Annotated in this window: 18 protein-coding genes, 3 pseudogenes and 1 riboswitch; of the genes and pseudogenes, 20 read left to right on the top strand and 1 reads right to left on the bottom strand. The window is 44.9% G+C overall.

Annotated features, from left to right (window positions below; translation table 11 throughout):
* The first annotated feature begins 82 nt into the window (after positions 1-82).
* The 10 genes and pseudogenes from B9L23_RS13770 to B9L23_RS13730 all read left to right on the top strand — a co-directional run bounded on the left by B9L23_RS13770 (position 83) and on the right by B9L23_RS13730 (position 8,232).
* The gene (locus B9L23_RS13770) at positions 83-805 is read left to right on the top strand and encodes a response regulator transcription factor (RefSeq protein ID WP_015864349.1); all 723 of its coding nucleotides are present in this window, start codon (positions 83-85) and stop codon (positions 803-805) included.
* The gene (locus B9L23_RS13765) at positions 805-2,598 is read left to right on the top strand and encodes an ATP-binding protein (RefSeq protein ID WP_081188228.1); all 1,794 of its coding nucleotides are present in this window, start codon (positions 805-807) and stop codon (positions 2,596-2,598) included. Before B9L23_RS13770 ends, B9L23_RS13765 begins: the two co-directional genes overlap by 1 nt.
* 174 nt (positions 2,599-2,772) lie before the next feature.
* Positions 2,773-3,945 (top strand): N-acetylglucosamine-6-phosphate deacetylase, encoded by a 1,173-nt coding sequence (gene nagA / locus B9L23_RS13760; RefSeq protein ID WP_089097877.1) that lies wholly within the window; start codon positions 2,773-2,775, stop codon positions 3,943-3,945.
* Between the two features lie 17 nt (positions 3,946-3,962).
* Positions 3,963-4,718, top strand: coding sequence for a glucosamine-6-phosphate deaminase (nagB, locus tag B9L23_RS13755; RefSeq protein WP_089097876.1), 756 nt, complete (start codon positions 3,963-3,965; stop codon positions 4,716-4,718).
* Entirely contained in the window at positions 4,715-5,443 is a 729-nt protein-coding gene (locus tag B9L23_RS13750; protein WP_089097875.1) for a GntR family transcriptional regulator, read from the top strand. The genes nagB and B9L23_RS13750 overlap by 4 nt, the downstream gene beginning before the upstream one ends.
* 17 nt (positions 5,444-5,460) lie before the next feature.
* A pseudogene (locus B9L23_RS13745) lies at positions 5,461-5,865 on the top strand (PTS transporter subunit EIIC); the annotation flags it as partial.
* 124 nt (positions 5,866-5,989) lie between these two features.
* Complete coding sequence (locus tag B9L23_RS20135; protein WP_245842427.1) at positions 5,990-6,151, top strand: hypothetical protein; 162 nt, start codon at positions 5,990-5,992, stop codon at positions 6,149-6,151.
* A pseudogene (locus B9L23_RS21165) lies at positions 6,141-6,419 on the top strand (RNA-guided endonuclease TnpB family protein); the annotation flags it as partial. The gene B9L23_RS20135 and the pseudogene B9L23_RS21165, both read left to right, overlap by 11 nt.
* A 58-nt stretch (positions 6,420-6,477) precedes the next feature.
* A pseudogene (locus B9L23_RS13735) lies at positions 6,478-7,227 on the top strand (glucose PTS transporter subunit EIIB); the annotation flags it as partial.
* 87 nt (positions 7,228-7,314) lie between these two features.
* Positions 7,315-8,232, top strand: coding sequence for a DUF7916 family protein (locus B9L23_RS13730; RefSeq protein WP_089097874.1), 918 nt, complete (start codon positions 7,315-7,317; stop codon positions 8,230-8,232).
* A gap of 49 nt (positions 8,233-8,281) precedes the next feature.
* Here B9L23_RS13730 and B9L23_RS13725 read toward each other — a convergent pair whose 3' ends face one another.
* The gene (locus B9L23_RS13725; RefSeq protein WP_089097873.1) at positions 8,282-8,461 is read right to left on the bottom strand and encodes a Fe3+ hydroxamate ABC transporter substrate-binding protein; all 180 of its coding nucleotides are present in this window, start codon (positions 8,459-8,461) and stop codon (positions 8,282-8,284) included.
* A gap of 153 nt (positions 8,462-8,614) precedes the next feature.
* Here B9L23_RS13725 and B9L23_RS13720 point away from each other — a divergent pair, with 153 nt between their 5' ends.
* The 10 genes from B9L23_RS13720 to B9L23_RS13675 all read left to right on the top strand — a co-directional run bounded on the left by B9L23_RS13720 (position 8,615) and on the right by B9L23_RS13675 (position 17,460).
* On the top strand, positions 8,615-9,229 hold the full coding sequence (locus B9L23_RS13720; RefSeq protein ID WP_089097872.1) for a PH domain-containing protein: 615 nt from the start codon (positions 8,615-8,617) through the stop codon (positions 9,227-9,229).
* A 130-nt stretch (positions 9,230-9,359) separates the two neighbouring features.
* A riboswitch (cobalamin riboswitch) is annotated at positions 9,360-9,574 on the top strand.
* A 129-nt stretch (positions 9,575-9,703) separates the two neighbouring features.
* The gene (locus B9L23_RS13715) at positions 9,704-10,660 is read left to right on the top strand and encodes an ABC transporter substrate-binding protein (RefSeq protein WP_089097871.1); all 957 of its coding nucleotides are present in this window, start codon (positions 9,704-9,706) and stop codon (positions 10,658-10,660) included.
* Positions 10,626-11,678, top strand: a complete 1,053-nt coding sequence (locus B9L23_RS13710; protein ID WP_062752781.1) for a FecCD family ABC transporter permease — start codon at positions 10,626-10,628, stop codon at positions 11,676-11,678. Before B9L23_RS13715 ends, B9L23_RS13710 begins: the two co-directional genes overlap by 35 nt.
* Positions 11,678-13,162, top strand: a complete 1,485-nt coding sequence (locus tag B9L23_RS13705) for an adenosylcobinamide amidohydrolase (RefSeq protein ID WP_089097870.1) — start codon at positions 11,678-11,680, stop codon at positions 13,160-13,162. Before B9L23_RS13710 ends, B9L23_RS13705 begins: the two co-directional genes overlap by 1 nt.
* Complete coding sequence (gene cbiB, locus B9L23_RS13700; protein WP_089097869.1) at positions 13,159-14,130, top strand: adenosylcobinamide-phosphate synthase CbiB; 972 nt, start codon at positions 13,159-13,161, stop codon at positions 14,128-14,130. Before B9L23_RS13705 ends, cbiB begins: the two co-directional genes overlap by 4 nt.
* Complete coding sequence (cobD, locus tag B9L23_RS13695) at positions 14,087-15,157, top strand: threonine-phosphate decarboxylase CobD (protein WP_089097868.1); 1,071 nt, start codon at positions 14,087-14,089, stop codon at positions 15,155-15,157. The genes cbiB and cobD overlap by 44 nt, the downstream gene beginning before the upstream one ends.
* Positions 15,154-15,714, top strand: a complete 561-nt coding sequence (locus B9L23_RS13690; RefSeq protein ID WP_062752776.1) for a bifunctional adenosylcobinamide kinase/adenosylcobinamide-phosphate guanylyltransferase — start codon at positions 15,154-15,156, stop codon at positions 15,712-15,714. Before cobD ends, B9L23_RS13690 begins: the two co-directional genes overlap by 4 nt.
* On the top strand, positions 15,711-16,499 hold the full coding sequence (gene cobS / locus B9L23_RS13685) for an adenosylcobinamide-GDP ribazoletransferase (RefSeq protein WP_089097867.1): 789 nt from the start codon (positions 15,711-15,713) through the stop codon (positions 16,497-16,499). The genes B9L23_RS13690 and cobS overlap by 4 nt, the downstream gene beginning before the upstream one ends.
* Positions 16,457-17,110, top strand: a complete 654-nt coding sequence (locus B9L23_RS13680) for a histidine phosphatase family protein (protein WP_015864335.1) — start codon at positions 16,457-16,459, stop codon at positions 17,108-17,110. Before cobS ends, B9L23_RS13680 begins: the two co-directional genes overlap by 43 nt.
* Positions 17,044-17,460: a bifunctional adenosylcobinamide kinase/adenosylcobinamide-phosphate guanylyltransferase gene (locus tag B9L23_RS13675; RefSeq protein ID WP_062677593.1), complete on the top strand. Its 417-nt coding sequence runs from the start codon at positions 17,044-17,046 to the stop codon at positions 17,458-17,460. The genes B9L23_RS13680 and B9L23_RS13675 overlap by 67 nt, the downstream gene beginning before the upstream one ends.

The raw sequence follows: 17,460 nt of genomic DNA, 5'->3' as shown, positions 1-17,460 counted from the left end.
CGAGGCTTGGCATCCTTATTTTACAATGAAGTAGATAATTGTCATGAATTTTTGTACAATAGTGAACAAGGGAGGATGTTCTATGGATAAAGATCAACAAGTCAAAATTTTAGTAGTAGATGATGAAGAACGCATTCGGCGCTTACTAAAAATGTATTTAGAGCGCGAAAACTATATCATTGATGAGGCTGATAACGGCGATGACGCGCTCGAAAAAGCGCTCGAAAACGACTATGATGTCATTTTGCTTGACCTCATGCTGCCAGGGAGGGACGGTATTGAGGTATGTAAAGGAATTCGCGAAAAGAAAGCAACCCCGATTATTATGCTGACAGCAAAAGGGGAAGAATCAAACCGTGTTCAAGGGTTTGAAGTAGGGACAGACGATTATATTGTTAAGCCATTTAGCCCGCGCGAGGTCGTATTGCGCGTAAAAGCGCTGTTGCGGCGTGCGGCGAATACTGCGTATGTTCTTGCTGACACGACCGCAAAAGATGTGCTCGTTTTTCCGCATTTAACAATTGATAACGATGCCCATCGCGTAACGGTTGACGGTCAGGAAGTGAATTTAACGCCGAAGGAATACGAGTTGCTTCTATTTTTGGCAAGATCTCCAGATAAAGTATTTGACCGTGAACAGCTATTGAAAGAAGTATGGCACTACGAATTTTTTGGCGATTTGCGCACGGTAGATACCCATATTAAACGTTTGCGTGAAAAGTTGAATAAAGTCTCCCCAACGGCGGCAAAGATGATCGTAACCGTTTGGGGGGTTGGCTATAAATTTGAGGTAGTGAATGACTAATGTGGCTTTTTCGCAGCGTAGTCGGGAAATTATGGGTTACTATATTATTGCTCGTTTCGTGTGTGTTATTTGTTCTTACGATTCTCTTGTTGAAATTTTTTGAAAATTATTATGTGCAAGAAGCGGAAAAAGAATTAACTCAGCTAGCAACAAAAATATCGGAAGTAATACATGATTACGAAGACGAAAAACTGGCCCGTTCCATTGCATGGACGCTTGTCGGTAATATGTCTAAAGCTGTTATTTTTGTTGATTCATCGCATTACTGGTATTCTCCTACAAACGATGAATTGCGGGATCTGCCGTTATCATTCATTAAGCAAGATAAAGATTTGCGAAAAGTATTGACAGAAGGAAAAAACGTAAAAAAGAAAACCTATTTGCCAAACGTACAAACCGGCAGAAGTCGATATAGCAGTGATGTGATTATTGTTGGCGTGCCGCTTGAAATGGCAAATGGAAATCGGGGCGGAGTATTTATTTACCAATCATTGCAGGCAATTGAAGATACAACAAGGCAAACGAAAAAGTTAATTTTTCTTGCGGCATTTATCGCCATTGTGTTAACAACATTTTTTGCCTTTTTCTTATCGACCCGTATTACCGCTCCATTGCGGAAAATGCGGCAAGCAGCGTTTGAAGTGGCGCGAGGCAAGTTTGATACAAAGGTGCCAATTTTAACGGATGATGAAATTGGCGGCTTGGCAATGGCGTTTAATCAGATGGGCAGACGGCTGCAGTTTAATATTAATGCCCTAAATCAGGAAAAGGAGCAGTTAGCAAGCATTTTAAGCAGTATGGCCGATGGAGTTATTACATTTAATCGCGATGGCGAAATATTAATTACGAATCCGCCTGCGGAGCGGTTTTTGCAAGCATGGTATTTTGAGCAAGGAAACGGTGCGGAAACGATGGCTCCGCTGCCGCCGCAAGTAAAAGAGTTATTTATTCGTGTTGTCCGCGAGGAGAAAGAGCAATCGATTGAATTGTCGCTACAAGGACGGACATGGGTGATTTTGATGACGCCGCTTTACAGCAAAACGACTGTACGCGGTGCGGTAGCGGTGCTGCGCGATATGACGGAAGAACGCCGCTTGGATAAACTTCGCAAAGATTTTGTCGCCAACGTTTCCCATGAGCTGCGCACGCCGATTGCGATGCTTCAAGGGTATAGCGAAGCGATTATTGATGATATTGCGGCAACGGATGAAGAAAAGAAAGAAATGGCAAAAGTGATTTACGACGAATCGTTGCGCATAGGCCGTCTTGTCAATGACTTGCTTGATTTGGCGCGCATGGAAGCGGGGCATATTACATTAGATTACGAAACCGTTCAGCTCGTTCCGTATATTGAGCGGATTATTCGCAAATTCCAAGGGCTAGCAAAAGAAAAACAAATTGATTTGTCGGCAGAGTTTAAAAATGAGGATATCCAAATTACGATGGATCCAGACCGGATCGAGCAAGTTTTGACGAATTTAATTGATAATGCGATTCGTCATACGGATAAAAACGGAATGGTCAAGATCATTGTTGAGCGAAGCGGAGACGGCGTCACGATTCATGTCCAAGATTCCGGCTCCGGCATCCCAGAAGAAGATTTGCCGTTTGTGTTTGAACGCTTCTACAAAGCGGATAAGGCGCGTACGCGCGGCCGCTCGGGAACGGGATTGGGCCTTGCCATTGCGAAAAATATCGTTGAGGCCCATAAAGGGACGATTTCCGTTCATAGCAAGCTTCATGAAGGAACGACGTTTACGTTTTATTTGCCAAACGGTCCTCATGAAACATAATATGCCCCCTTGTCTAAGCAGCGGGGGCTGTTTTTTTGATGGCAGAGCGAAAAAGAATAGGGAAGCTAATGAGTAATGATGCGTTTATTTCGAACGATACAAAATATATAGTGGTATAGACAACTAGATGATATGATGTTAATATAATTATATAGAAAGAAGGTGCAATAATCAGTGAAACGATGGTTGCTTAAAAATGCGGTTATATATGCGGAAACAGGAAAAATCGAGCAAGGATATGTGCTGACAGAGGGAGACAAAGTGATTGAAGTAGGGCCGATGTCCTCATGCCCAGCTTCTAGTGAAGCGGAGGTGATAGAGCTTGACCCAAGCTTCTCCATTGTACCAGGGTTTATTGATGTCCATATCCATGGAGCATCTGGAGCCGATGTAATGGATGCGACAGACGAATCGTTGCGCACAATGGCAAAAACATTGCCAAAGGAAGGAACAACAAGTTTTTTAGCGACGACGATGACCGCACCGATTGCGGATATTGAACGTGCTTTGCAAAACGTTGCGCAATATATATATAGAAGCAATCCACCCGGAGAAGCAGAGGTGCTTGGCATTCATTTAGAAGGTCCATTTATTTCTCCAAAACGCTCGGGAGCGCAGCATCCAAAAAATATTATTGAACCAAACATCGAACTATTTCAAAAATGGCAGAACATCGCGAATGGACATATTCGTCTTGTCACGCTGGCGCCGGAAGAAAAGAATGGATTGGCGCTTGCGGCATACTTAAAAGAAACTGGTGTCGTCGCCTCGATCGGTCATTCCGATGCGGTTTACGAACAAGTAACCGCCGCCATTCAATCAGGAGTGACCCACGCCACTCATTTATTCAACGGCATGCGCGGTATTCATCATCGCGAGCCGGGAGTTGCCGGAGCGGTTCTTATGCACGATGAAGTTGTATGTGAACTAATTGTCGATGGAATTCATGTTGCGCCGGAAATGGTCCGCTTTGCGTACAAAATGAAAGGCTGTGATGGTCTCATATTAATTACGGATGCGATGCGCGCGAAATGTCTCGGCGCCGGTATATATGAACTTGGTGGCCAAGACGTCATTGTTCAAGGAGAAAAAGCAACATTACGAGATGGCACATTGGCTGGAAGCATCTTAAAATTAGGCGATGCGGTGAAAAACATCATGTCTTTTACAGGCTGTACGCTGGAAGATATTATCCGCATGGCTAGCTGGAATCCGGCAAAGCAGTTAGGCGTTTCAGACAAAAAAGGAAGCATCCGCGCCGGGAAAGACGCTGATCTTGTCGTATTAGACGAACAGCATCATGTTGTGATGACGATATGCCGTGGTAAACTTGCCTATTCAAAATAAAAAAGGGGGATCAGACGATGAAATTAATTGAAGCAGCCAACTACGAAGAGATGAGCCAAAAGGCGGCTGACATCATTATTGCCCAGGTAAAGGAAAAACCTGATTCCGTTCTTGGTCTTGCTACGGGATCGACAATGCTTGGCACATATAAACAATTAGTCGAGGATCATCGCCAAAATGGAACATCTTGTCGAAACGTTCGTACGGTCAATTTAGATGAATATATTGGTTTGTCACCCGATCACCCGAACAGCTATCGTTACTATATGAATCAACATTTATTTTCCCATATCGATATCCCGCTTTCGCAAACATATATTCCAAATGGAGCAAGCGATGATGTGGAGGCGGAATGTCGACGCTATGAACAGCTAATTGAAAGTTTGGGAGGAATTGATTTACAGCTGTTAGGAATTGGAAGAAATGGACATATCGGTTTTAATGAGCCAGGGACATCGTTTTCGGCACCGACGCATGTAGTCGAGCTGGCGCCGTCAACACGGCAAGCGAATGCCCGCTTTTTTCCATCTTTAGATGATGTACCGCGCCAAGCGATTACAATGGGAATCGCAACGATTATGAAAAGCCGTCATATATTGCTATTAGCGTCAGGAACGGCGAAAGCGCCAATTATGGCGAAGCTGTTCGAAGAAACCGTGACTACAGATGTGCCGGCATCGGTGCTTCATACTCATCCGAACGTCACGGTAATTGCTGATCAAGATGCATTGTCGCTTGTACCAGATGAAAAACGAAAGGTGTATGCAAAATGATTAGCAAAAACTCACCGCTTCCTATCTACTATCAATTAGAGCAAGGAATTAAAGAAATGATCGAAAAAGGGCAGCTCAAGCCGGGAGAAATGATTCCGTCCGAGCGGGAACTGGCAGAAACATACGATATTAGCCGAATGACTGTTCGACAGGCGATCAATAACTTAGTGAATGATGGATATTTAGTAAGAAAACGCGGCAAAGGAACATTTGTTGCCGCGACAAAAATCGAACAGCCGCTGAAAGGGCTTACAAGTTTTTCGGAAGATATGCGCGCGCGTGGCATGGAACCTGGAACAAATGTGCTCGATTTCAACATTGTTCCTGCCAGTACGTCGTTAGCACAGCTGCTCGACGTCCGCGAAGGAGCGGATCTTTACGAAATCCGCCGCGTTCGTCTTGCCGACGGGTTGCCAATGGCGCTGGAAACGTCTTATATCCCATGCTCGCTTGTTCCAGCATTAACGCGTGAAATTGTAAGCGGTTCCGTCTATGAGTTTATCGAAAAAAATGCAGGTTTGTCCATTCGCTCCGCCGTGCAAGTGCTGGAGGCATCTGTTGCCCGCAAGATGGAGGCGGAGCTGCTGCAAGTGAAAGAAGGCGCGCCTGTGTTGTTAATGCTGCGCAGAAGCTATTTAGACAACGGGCGGCCGTTAGAAGTCGTCAAATCGGTTTATCGTGGCGACCGCTACAAATTCACGATTGAGATGGAACGCGCAAAATAAAAAGAGGGGGAGTTTCTATGTTGGGATTTTTACAACGGCTTGGAAAAGCTCTAATGCTGCCGATTGCTGTTTTGCCGGCAGCGGGGTTGTTGCTTCGGCTAGGACAGCCAGATTTATTGGATATTCCGTTTATCGCGGCGACAGGGGATGCCATTTTTTCGAATTTAGCGCTTATTTTTGCGATCGGGGTCGCTGTCGGGTTCGCGAAAGACGGAAGCGGCGCCGCGGCGCTTGCCGGCGCGATTGGCTACTTTGTATTAACGAAAGGAACAGCGGCCATTGATAAAGACATCAACATGTCTGTACTAGGCGGGATCCTTTCCGGTGTCATTGCCGGTCTGTTATATAACCGCTATCATGATATCAAGCTGCCGGATTGGCTTGGCTTTTTTGGCGGGAAGCGATTTGTTCCGATTGTCACGAGAACATCCGCCGGAAGCCCACTGCTTTAGCTGTGGGAGGAAGGCGGGGTTTATATTTTCAGTATATATTGAATTTTTCGTTCAATATAAGTACACTGGATTTAGAAAGGTAGGTGAATCAAGAATGCTCTGCACTCTCAAGATTAAATTAATGCCAACTCTTGAACAGTTTCATGCGCTGCTGGAAACAATGAAACGGTTTAACCAAGCATGCAACTATATTAGCGAGATTGCTTTTCGCTCCAGAACCTTTTCCAAAACGAAAATCCAGCGGCTTTGGCATTAAATTCTTCAAACAGGAAGAGTCATATACGTCTAAAGCCAGCTTTTTTGACGGGGATGAGATTCCTGAATATAATGCCGACAATCCAAAAGAATATAAGTTCAGTGGCAAACGTATTAAGCGCGGCTTGTATCGAACAAAGTCTGGCAAACTAATCAATGCTGATGTCAATGGCGCATTAAACATCTTAAAGAAAAGTAAAGCTGTAGACCTGAGTGTCTTATGCTCTAGCGGCGAAGTGGACACGCCTCAAAGAATAAGGATTGCTTAAAGCAGTCAAACTTCTTTGGAAGCCCCCACTTCAAATTTTCGCTAGAAAATTAAGTGGGGGTAGTTCACGGCGGTTCTTTGCGGGCGATCCAGATGCCGGTATTTTCATGGCAGGATTTTTCCCGATTATGATGTTTGGTCTTCCAGCAGCGGCGCTTGCAATGATTGCGGCGGCAAAAAAAGAGCGGCGCAAAGCGGTAGCCGGAGCGCTTCTTGGAGTGGCGTTCACATCGTTTTTAACAGGAATTACCGAGCCGATTGAATTTTTATTTATGTTCTTATCCCCGCTTCTTTATGTTGTTCATGCCGTGTTAACAGGTCTTTCGATGGCAGTTGCGACGATGCTCGGCATTCATCATGGATTTACTTTCTCAGCCGGTGCGATTGACTTTTTCTTAAACTACGGAATTGCGCAAAAACCTTATTTGTTAATCGTTCAAGGACTCATTTATGCGATTGTCTATTTCGTTGTATTCTATTTCCTTATTACGAAGCTAGATTTGAAAACGCCGGGACGCGAAGATGAGGTAGAGGGCGAGTTTATCGGCAGCGGCGTGTCGCAATCGGGTGCAAAATACGAAGATCTTGCGGCAAAATATATGGAGGCATTAGGCGGTAAAGAAAATCTTGCGCAAATTGACAATTGCATTACACGCTTGCGCTTAAAAGTAAATGATATGTCAAAAGTCAATGAAGCTGAATTGAAGCGTTTAGGAGCGAAAGGCGTACTCCGTCTGAATCAAACCGATTTGCAAGTCGTTGTTGGTACAGATGTCGAATTTTTAGCAAATGCACTGAAAAAATTATAAAAAAGTAAAATGGACGGCCCATTCCTTTATTGGAATGGGCTAAATGCTAGCATACGAGGATCATAATACAATAAGGGGAGTGTTTCCATGAAACGGCTGTTGGACTGCAGCGCTTCTGATTTTCGCAAGATGACTGGGAAACAATTAAAACAATCGATTCAAGCGTCAGAAGGAAGGGTAATCGTCGCGGAAGTCATTGGAGCCTTTGCGCCGCTTTATCCAGCGGTGACAAATGCAGAATTGGCGGCCGCGTTTGGGGCGGATTTGCTATTGTTGAATATGTTCGATGTGTTTCAGCCGGTTGTGAACGGTTTGGATACGAATGAGCCGAATCAGATGGTGGAACGTCTAAAGCAGCTGACAGGACGTCCAATTGGCGTCAATTTAGAGCCTATTGACCCGAACGCGAAGCAGCTAGAGAATTTTGCTTCGCTTCCAAAAGGAAGGATGGCAACGGAAGAATCATTGCAAGAAGCAAAGCGTCTAGGTTTTGATTTTATCTGCTTAACAGGAAATCCGAAAACAGGCGTTACGAATAATGAAATTGTGAAAGCAATTGAAACAGCGCGATCTGTTTTGGGAGAAGACGGTCTTATTATCGCGGGGAAAATGCACGCAGCAGGCGTTGCCAACGAAACGGGAGAAGGCATTGTATCCGAAGAAGTCGTTGTGCGTTTTATTCGTGCCGGTGCTGACGTCGTTCTTATGCCGGCCCCAGGAACCGTACCGGGAGTGACATTAGACAAAACAGAACAGCTTGTTCGGGTTGCACATGAACATGGGGCGCTTGTTATGCTTACGATCGGTACAAGCCAAGAAGGGGCGGATGAGAATACGATTCGTCAAATCGCGCTTGCAAGCAAAATGGCAGGAGCAGATTTATACCATATCGGTGACGCCGGCTATCACGGAATCGCCATTCCGGAAAACATTATGACGTATTCCATCGCCATTCGCGGCAAACGTCATACGTATATTCGCATGGCAAGATCCCCATTGAGATAGTGAACATATATTGATTGTGTCATGATAGAGCTGTTACGAAGAAGGATGATTATTCCTTCTTCGTTTTTTGTTGGAAGCAATCTTCGCAAATGATTTTGCCTTCCTGTTGGAGGAATGCCTTGATTTCTACCATTCCTCTGTATGCCGGATATCTCATATGAACATAAATCGGTTCATTTTTTTCAATTGTTTTGTTGCAAACAGAACAAGTTGGACGAATGCGAAACATAAGGCATCTATCCTTTCCAACTAGTGATGCGTTTATTATAGCATGAAAAGTTTCACTATTCTTCAAAAAATAGAAAAATTTTAGGGATATTCCGTTTACTCATGATACAATAAAAGTAATTACCATTTTTTAAATAAGGAGAGGAGCTGCACGATGTTTGGAAAAGTAGCCGCCGATGTGCTTGGATTAAGCGATATCGGCTCGGTTATTAAACCGGAAAACTATGATAAAGTCGATGCCGATGATTACGTGATGCATGAAGATGGGGAAAAGATTTATTTCTTAATTAAATCGAAATCGGATGAGTATTGCTTTACCAATAAAGCGCTTATTCATTTGGATGGCACGAGCGCAACAAGCAAAAAACGCGTATTGCGCCGCTATGATTATTACAAACATACGATTTCCGATGTGTCGCTCGAAACGGCAGGCACGGTCGATTTAGACGTGGAGATTAAGTTTAAAATCGGCGCCCATGCCTATTCGATTGACGTCCATAAAAGGCATTTAGAAGAACTAAAAGATTTATATAAATCGCTGCTCGCCATCTCTGAGCTTTGCCATGAAAACAAAACGAAGCTCGAGTACGCGCATAAAAGTTTGGAATTGACGGCAAACGTATTCGGGCAAGTGAAAAGTGACACAAATAATTTCGTTGCCGATTTCAAAGCGGTGAATGAACTTGCGTTTCAATGGCTCGTTGACGCGAAAACAAAATATACGGTGAAAGACTTCGGCTTTGTGTTTGAACGGTATATTAATAATTAATTGCATTGTAACCCCCGAATCGCTAAAAGTTCGGGGGTTTTAATGAATTGAAAACATTGAAACTTTGAATTTTTTATTGCCAAACGATCTTTCTTCCTTTAATATTATAACTGTCAATTGTTCGACAATTTTATACAATAGCGGCAAGGTGCCGAATGGAGCGATTCGCTCCTAATGGCTTAATAGGGAATCTGGTGAAAGTCCAGAACTGTCCCCGCAACTGTAAATGCTGACGAAATGAAATCGCCACTGTACGGTGGAATGGCAAGCGCCGTTTGCCGTATGGGAAGGTTCAGAGTAGGATGAAGCATGAGTCAGTAGACCTGCCTTGTTCGCTTATAGTTTCCTATCTTCGGGGGGTGAGATGAGGAAACGGCAACGGTGGCTGCCTTCGTGTATACATATTGCCGTTTCTCGCTCATTCCGAGTTAGGAATGAGTTTTTTTATTTTACATAAAGAAGGGGGAACAAAAAATGAAAAAATGGAAACAGTATGTCATGTTGCTCGTATTCATCCTTACATTTGGCTTCTTGTTTGGATGTAATGGAGAGAACACAAACAAAGAGCCTGCAAAAAAAGAAGAACCGAAAACGGAACAAGCGGCGTTTCCGGTAACGGTAAAAGATGGATTAGGCGAGGATGTAACGATACAGTCTGAGCCAAAAAAAATCGTTTCCTTAATTCCAAGCAACACAGAGATTGCCTATGCGTTGGGATTAGGAGACAAAATCGTTGGCGTCAGCGATTTTGATAACTATCCGGAAGATGTAAAAAATAAGGAAAAAATAGGCGGCTTAGAGTTTAATGTAGAAAAAGTTATTTCGTTGAAGCCAGATTTAGTACTTGCCCATGCGTCTAGCGCACATAACTCGAAAGATGGGCTTCAGCAATTAAGAGATGCGGGTATTGCTGTATTGGTTGTCTATGACGCGAAAACGTTTGATGATGTATATCATTCAATCGAATTAATTGGCAAAGCGACAGGAACTGCGGACAAAGCACAAGAAATCATCCAAAATATGAAAACAAAATTAGAAGCTATAAAAGAAAAAGCAAAGCAAATTAAAGAGGAAGATCAAGCAAAAGTATGGGTCGAAATATCACCAGCTCCAGAAATTTATACTGCTGGAAAAGGAACGTTTATTGATGAGATGCTCCAGGCGATCTCCGCGAAAAATGTCGCCGGTGATTTAGAAGGGTGGCCGATGGTTACGGAAGAAAAAGCGGTCGCGTACAAGCCGGATGTCATTATTACAACATACGGCGGAGCGAAGCAAGTGTTGGACCGTCCTGCTTGGAAAGATGTCCCGGCGGTGAAAAACAAACGGGTGTATGATGTAAATACAGACTTAGTAAGCCGTCCAGGTCCACGTTTGATCGAAGGAGTAGAGGAACTTGCAAAAACAATTTACCCGGATATTTTTAAGTAATATATGGATGTATGCAGTTGCAATAACGGTCGTTATTACTTCGCTCTTGCTGGGGATATCGATAGGTTCTCTATCGATTCCCTTTTCTACTATTATCAAGATTATTTTTTCGATCTCGTTTGGGTTGCCGTTGCCCGGCGATGTTCCCGATGATCTCGTGCAAATCGTGATGGCGATCCGCCTTCCACGCGTTGTGCTTGCGTTTCTTGTCGGGGCGTCGCTGGCGGTCGCGGGAGCTGCGTTTCAAGGGCTGTTAAAAAATGCGCTTGCCGATCCGTATACGCTCGGCGTGTCGTCAGGTGCTTCTGTCGGTGCTGTTTTTGTCATTTTCTTCGGTATTCAATTACCGTTATTTGGTACATTTACGCTTCCTATTGTCAGCATTATATTTGGCCTTGTGACGCTCGTGCTTGTTCTTTTATTTACACGAGCGGTGGAGCGAAAAATGTCCGTAGAGACCATCATCCTAGTTGGAATTATGTTCGGGGCGTTTTTCAGCGCACTTATTTCCTTAATGATTGCACTAACCGGAGAAGAATTGCGGCAAATTATTGCATGGCTGATGGGGAGCGTAGCGATGCGCGGCTGGAAATATACGATGATGATGCTTCCGTTTTTTCTCATCGGAGTGATCATGCTGCTTTTTAATGCGCGCGAACTGAACGCTTTTGCGTTTGGGGAGTCGGCCGCTATGCATATCGGGGTCGATGTGTTGAAGCGAAAAGTGATGATTTTAACCGGTGCTTCGCTGCTAACTGGCGCGGCGGTGTCTGTTTCCGGAACGATCGGTTTTGTCGGATTGGTCGTTCCACATATGGTTCGCCTCGTCTGTGGTCCGAACCATCGTCTTCTGTTACCGCTTTCCCTATTGTATGGCGGTGCCTTTCTTGTTCTTACTGATTTATTGGCACGCACGATTATTTCACCGAGAGAATTGCCAATCGGCGTAATTACCTCATTGATTGGCGCACCTTTATTTGCACTACTATTTTTTCGAAGAATGCGAAGAAAGACGTGATGAATGTGCTTGAAGTAAACCATGTTTCTTACCACTATCATCGTAAACAAGTGCTTCATGATGTAACGTTTACCGTAGCAAAGGGAGAAGTATTTGGGATTTTAGGGCCAAATGGGAGCGGGAAAACGACCTTATTGAAACTGTTAAGCAAGGAGTTGTTATTACAAAACGGAAGCATAACAGTAAACGGCCGGCCGCTTCGTTCTTTTTCGCAAAAAGAATGGGCTCGTTTTGCCGCGGTGCTTCCGCAAACGGTTGATGCGGCATTCGGATATACGGTAAAAGAAACAGTGGAACTTGGAAGATATGCCCATCAAAGCGGTCTATTTCCGACATGGACGGAAGAAGATGAACAAGCGGTGAAAACAGCAATCGAAGAAGTTGGGCTAATGGAAAAAGCAGAAGAAGGGATTGACCGTTTGAGTGGGGGAGAACGTCAGCGTGTTTATTTAGCAAGAGCGCTTGCGCAGCAGCCTCAGCTTTTATTGCTAGACGAACCGACCAATCATATGGACATTACCCAGCAAATGAAGCTATTGGACCAGCTTGTCCGCTCGGCGAAGGAAAAAGCGTTAACGGTTATTGCGATTTTTCATGATATTAACATCGCTAGTTTATATTGTGACAGGCTTTTAATGTTAAAAAACGGGGAGGTAGTCGCGCTAGGGACGCCGGAAGAGCTGATGGAACCTGAGATTTTCCGTTCTGTATTTCACGCGTCCGTAAGCAGGCAAGCACATCCGACCGTCTCTAAACCGCTTATGGCGTTTTTACGGGAATGGCAATTTCCGATATTACAACATAACGAACTGCGCGAACGATTCGCGTGGACAATGTTGGAGGACTGCGTCGTTGTAACCGCAACCGAGCCGCTTAAGGTGTTATCTTCCGCGCTTGTCGGATCAGGCTTTCAATGGGCGACTCATTTTGTCAATCGTCAAGTTTCAAAAGATTATGATTGCGAAGATGCGGAAACGGAAATGAAACATTATTTACGGCGCCGCGGCTTTCCCGTCCAAAAAACGATTGGAATGATGACCGCTGTTTCTGTCGAAGATGCCGTCTGCATGTATGAGAAACATGATGCGTTTTCTGTATGGACCGTTGTTACCGCTGGAGTAGGAAATGCCGTTGATGCCGCACAAGCGTGGAAACGAGAGGAATTAAGCCAAAAAGTCGGCACGATTAACATTATGGTATTTATCGACGGAACGTTGACGGATGCCGCTTATGTGCAGGCTTTAATGACGGCGACGGAAGCAAAAACAAAAGCATTATACGATGAAAAAATTGTCGATCCTGAAACAAGCACCTATGCAACAGGAACATCGACGGATTGCATCGCGATTGCCGCGACACAAACAGGAGCAACGTTTCCTTATGCTGGCACGATCACACCGATTGGAAAAGCGATCGGGCGAACCGTTTATGAAGCGACAAAGGAAGCCCTTCGCCGTTATAAACAGCGGAGGGAATCATTGTGAGTCATCTTTTGGCGATTGCTCTGGCGCTTGTGTTGGATTGGTTGTTTGGCGATCCTCGTTGGCTTCCGCACCCCGTGCGTGGAATCGGATCATTCATTTCCTTTTTCGACAAACGGCTTAATCAAGGGCGATATCGGCGCATGAAAGGGATTATTACCGTCGCGGCCGTAGCAGGAATGGTTTACTGCCTGGCGTCTCTTGTTGTATATATCAGTTATTCTCTTTCATGGATATTTGGCGTTATGATGGAAGCGGTCCTTATTTTTACGACGATTGCGACAAAAAGTTTACAAGAAGCTGCCTGGAATGTGCTTATTCCTTTAGAACAAGGAAAAATCGAAAAGGCCCGCCGCGAATTAAGCATGATTGTCGGCCGGGATACAGAAAATCTTGACGAACCGGAAATTGTGCGCGCTTGTGTAGAAACGGTGGCGGAAAATACGAGCGATGGAATTACCGCGCCGTTGTTTTACGCTTTCATCGGCGGGGCTCCATTGGCGCTTTTTTATCGGGCCGTAAATACGTGTGATTCGATGCTCGGCTATAAAAATGAGGCGTATCGCGAATTCGGTTGGGCGTCAGCGCGCTTGGATGATGTGGTCAATTATGTGCCTGCTCGTCTTACGGCGATGGTGATGATATTTGTCCATAGCGGAAAGCGACTTCGTTATTGCTTGCGGGTGCTTTTTCGCGACGCTCGCAAACATCCAAGTCCAAACAGCGGATGGCTAGAATCGGCGATGGCGGCGCTTTTAGGCGTGCAGCTTGGCGGAACGAACACATATAACGGAATCGTTTCGCACCGGCCGACGATCGGCGATCCGCTCGTTCCGCTAAAAAAAGAACATATTCGCCATGCAGTGCGGATTATGCTCGTTACGGTTTTATCGTTTGCGATATTGCTGTTCGTAGGAGGGATATTGATTGAATTTGCCAGCACATGGAGCAAATCCCCGCCAATTATATGAGCATCTTGGGATTCCAATTCCAGAAACTTACGTTGATTTTAGTGTCAACACAAATCCATATGTATTGCCGCTGTCGCTTTGGCCGAAACAAGCTGATTTTTGCGGTTGGACGATGGAATATCCAGACCCGGATGCTTCTTTATTAGTTGATTTACTTGCGCGTATCGAAGGAATCGCACCGGAGCAAGTGCTGATTTCCAACGGCGCTTCGGAATGCATTCATTTGCTAGGACAATTATTTTCACGGAAACGAATTGGAATTGCGGAACCGACGTTTTCTGAATATCGCCGCGCTTGTGAGGCTCACCATTGTAAGATCGTTTCGATTGTCTCGAATGAGGAAAGCAACTGGAAATATAATCTAAGTGAGTTAACAACGTTATTAGGCGATGTTGATGCTTTCTTTTTATGTCATCCAAACAATCCAACCGGAACGGTGATGACGGAAGAAGATCTATATGCGTTGCTTGTGGCAGCGGAGAAGGCAGAGACATTTGTTGTCATCGATGAAGCGTTTTATCATTTTTGGATCGATGGCTTTACCGCATTGCAGTGGGTGAACGACTTTTCCCATCTGATCGTTTTGCGTTCATTAACGAAAATCCATCATTTAGCCGGGGCGCGTATCGGCTATATGGTTGCCAATAAGGAAGTCATTGCGCAAGTAAAAGAATTGCAGCCGCCATGGAGCGTAAGTAGACTTGCCCAGCAGCTGGCGTTGCATTTTTTGCCGATGAACGAGTTTGTCGCACAAACAAAGCGGATGATTGCCAGTGAACGGGAGCGAATAACGACGATATTAAGCGAATATGGGTATTATGTTTCGCCATCGGTCGTTAATTTTTATTTATTACGGTTGCCAAACCGTTCCACAGAAGCGCTGCTTTATCATTTATTACAAAAAGGGATTGTACCGCGCCATACGATGAATTTCCGCGGCCTTGACGGCCATTATTTGCGTTTAGCGGTGAAGACGAAGGAAGAAAATGATCAATTGCTGCATGTGCTGAGGCGGTGGGCGCAATGATCGTGTTTATTAGCGGGGGTGTCCGAAGCGGAAAAAGCCGAATTGCTGAAACTTATGTACAAAAGCTGGCAACTCCAGAAAGTTCTTTACACTATATCGCAACGGCACGAGCGTCTGATGACGAAATGAAACAGCGGATTGATCATCACCAAAAGCGGCGAAAGAAACAACCGATGAAGTGGATCACATGGGAACAGTCGGTGCGGCTTGATAAACTGATTCCTGTTTTTACAAAAAGCGACGTTGTTTTGCTTGATTGTATAACGAACTGGCTTGCTAACGAATTGTTTGCTGATGAAAGCTGGCAAAAGGAAGCGAACTGTTTTCATAAGGCAAGACAAATGTGGATTGTGTTACAGCAATTAGAAAAAGCGTGCAAGGCGTTAATCATTGTCTCGAATGAATTATTTTCTGGAGGAGTCCCGGATGATTTAGGGACATATCATTTTATGAAAACGCTTGGGTGGCTTCATCAACAAATTGTCGCAAACGCTCAAATCGCCATTTTGGCGCAGAATGGCATAGCTGTTGTGAAAAAAGGAGAATCATTGTCATGAAAGCGGTTTGGAGCGGGTTTTTATTGTCTGTTCAATTTTTAACGGTGATTCCTATTCGGAAGCAGATTGATTGGAACGCTGCCACGGCACGCTGGTCTGTCCGCGCATTTCCGCTTATCGGTGCGCTGATTGGCGTTATTGAAGCTGTTACGTACTTCATGTTTTCTTCGTTTTCTTCTCTTTCGCCATTGTTTCTTGCGCTTTCCCTCATGTGGCTATCTATTTGGATCGCAGGCGGATTGCACGCGGACGGTTGGATGGATGTAAGCGATGCGTTTTTTTCGTATCGGGATGTAAAGCGGCGTCAAGAAATCATGAGCGATTCGCGTGTTGGAGCGTTTGCGGTATTATCGATTTTGTTTTTGCTTTCATTTCGCTTTTTATTTATGTTTGAAACAATATGTTCCGATTTTGATATATTCCTTATTGCCGTTATTCCGGTGTTGTCGAGAACGGCGATGGCATGGCTGCTTATTTATGGAAAACCAGCAAAACAAACGGGCATGGCCGCTGCTTTTCGGGAACATGCCGATCGTTACGATGCGCATGTTGCAATGATTATTGGCAGCTGTTTGCTCGCGTGTTTATGCGCCGCCCATTTTTCTGTTTGGAAAACCGTTATATTTTTAGCGTGTGGGACAATATTTGCTGTTTTCGTTGCGCGTTTGTTTTTTGAAAAACAATTTGGCGGCATTACCGGTGATGCGCTTGGGGCGTTTGTCGAAGGAGTGGAGACGTGGCTATGGTGTATGATTTGGCTATTACGTTCATACGTCATGGTATGACGCCGGAAAATGAAGCAAGACGATATATCGGGCATACGGATGTACCGCTTGCAGAGCAGGAAAAAGCGCGGCTTCTTAAAGCAGACTTGCAGCTTTTTGCGCCTGTTGATTTGCTTGTATCAAGCGATTTGCTGCGGTGCCGGCAAACGTGTGAGCTGTTGTTTCGAAGTTATTCCGGCGCGAAATTCGAAATGGCGCAATGGCGGGAAATGCATTTTGGCGACTGGGAAGGAAAAACGTTTTTGGAGTTGAAAGAAATAAAAGAGTATCAAAAATGGTTGAATTCCCCGCTTTCGACTGTTCCTCCCAACGGGGAAGGCTATCAACAATTTCAAACAAGAGTGGAGCAAGCGTTGGAACAAACGATCATACTTGCCGAGAAAACAAATGCGAAGCATGTCGCCGTCGCCACGCATGGCGGCCCGATTCGTTACGTATTGGAGCGCTACGCTCCGCAAGAACGGTCGTTTTGGGAATGGGCGGTGCCATTTGGCGGCGGGTATACACTGCAATCAACGCTCGAGAGGTGGAAGGAGAAAAAACGATGCATTTCATTGTCGGAGGTGCTTTTCAAGGAAAACGAAAATGGGCGTGCACTTACTACCGAATAACAGAACGGAAAGATGTCGTTTGGTATAACGGATATGAATGCGAATATGGCGAGCCAGATGCGAATATACTCGAACGAATCGTTGTGATGGAAGGATTGGAAGCAGCGATTCGGTGTATTCCAGATTTAGCTTATTGGAAACGCATGTTTCAAATATGGCATGAGTGGGAACGACAAAGTTCCGGACGAACGGTTGTGTGGATTGGTTCCGACATTACGCAGGGGGTTGTCCCGGTGGAAAAAGAAGAACGATTATGGCGCGATGTAACCGGCTGGTGTTACCAGCAATTGGTTCAGCTTTGCGACCGCGTCGATCGTGTTTGGTGCGGATTAGCAGAACGAATGAAATAA

It is taken from the genome of Parageobacillus galactosidasius, assembly GCF_002217735.1.
GTDB classification, from domain to species: Bacteria; Bacillota; Bacilli; order Bacillales; family Anoxybacillaceae; genus Parageobacillus_B; species Parageobacillus_B toebii.
This window is presented reverse-complemented; position numbering and strand designations above follow the sequence as displayed.

What these genes read in the sequence shown, in the direction of transcription:
- B9L23_RS13730 (WP_089097874.1), top strand. Translation starts at nt 7,315, where the DNA reads ATGAAACGGCTGTTGGACTGCAGCGCTTCTGATTTTCGCAAGATGACT.
- B9L23_RS13750 (WP_089097875.1), top strand. Translation starts at nt 4,715, where the DNA reads ATGATTAGCAAAAACTCACCGCTTCCTATCTACTATCAATTAGAGCAA.
- B9L23_RS13690 (WP_062752776.1), top strand. Translation starts at nt 15,154, where the DNA reads ATGATCGTGTTTATTAGCGGGGGTGTCCGAAGCGGAAAAAGCCGAATT.
- B9L23_RS13725 (WP_089097873.1), bottom strand. Translation starts at nt 8,461, where the DNA reads ATGTTTCGCATTCGTCCAACTTGTTCTGTTTGCAACAAAACAATTGAA.
- B9L23_RS20135 (WP_245842427.1), top strand. Translation starts at nt 5,990, where the DNA reads ATGCTCTGCACTCTCAAGATTAAATTAATGCCAACTCTTGAACAGTTT.
- B9L23_RS13705 (WP_089097870.1), top strand. Translation starts at nt 11,678, where the DNA reads ATGAATGTGCTTGAAGTAAACCATGTTTCTTACCACTATCATCGTAAA.
- B9L23_RS13765 (WP_081188228.1), top strand. Translation starts at nt 805, where the DNA reads ATGTGGCTTTTTCGCAGCGTAGTCGGGAAATTATGGGTTACTATATTA.
- B9L23_RS13715 (WP_089097871.1), top strand. Translation starts at nt 9,704, where the DNA reads ATGAAAAAATGGAAACAGTATGTCATGTTGCTCGTATTCATCCTTACA.
- B9L23_RS13770 (WP_015864349.1), top strand. Translation starts at nt 83, where the DNA reads ATGGATAAAGATCAACAAGTCAAAATTTTAGTAGTAGATGATGAAGAA.
- B9L23_RS13720 (WP_089097872.1), top strand. Translation starts at nt 8,615, where the DNA reads ATGTTTGGAAAAGTAGCCGCCGATGTGCTTGGATTAAGCGATATCGGC.
- B9L23_RS13680 (WP_015864335.1), top strand. Translation starts at nt 16,457, where the DNA reads ATGGTGTATGATTTGGCTATTACGTTCATACGTCATGGTATGACGCCG.
- cobS (WP_089097867.1), top strand. Translation starts at nt 15,711, where the DNA reads ATGAAAGCGGTTTGGAGCGGGTTTTTATTGTCTGTTCAATTTTTAACG.
- nagB (WP_089097876.1), top strand. Translation starts at nt 3,963, where the DNA reads ATGAAATTAATTGAAGCAGCCAACTACGAAGAGATGAGCCAAAAGGCG.
- B9L23_RS13675 (WP_062677593.1), top strand. Translation starts at nt 17,044, where the DNA reads ATGCATTTCATTGTCGGAGGTGCTTTTCAAGGAAAACGAAAATGGGCG.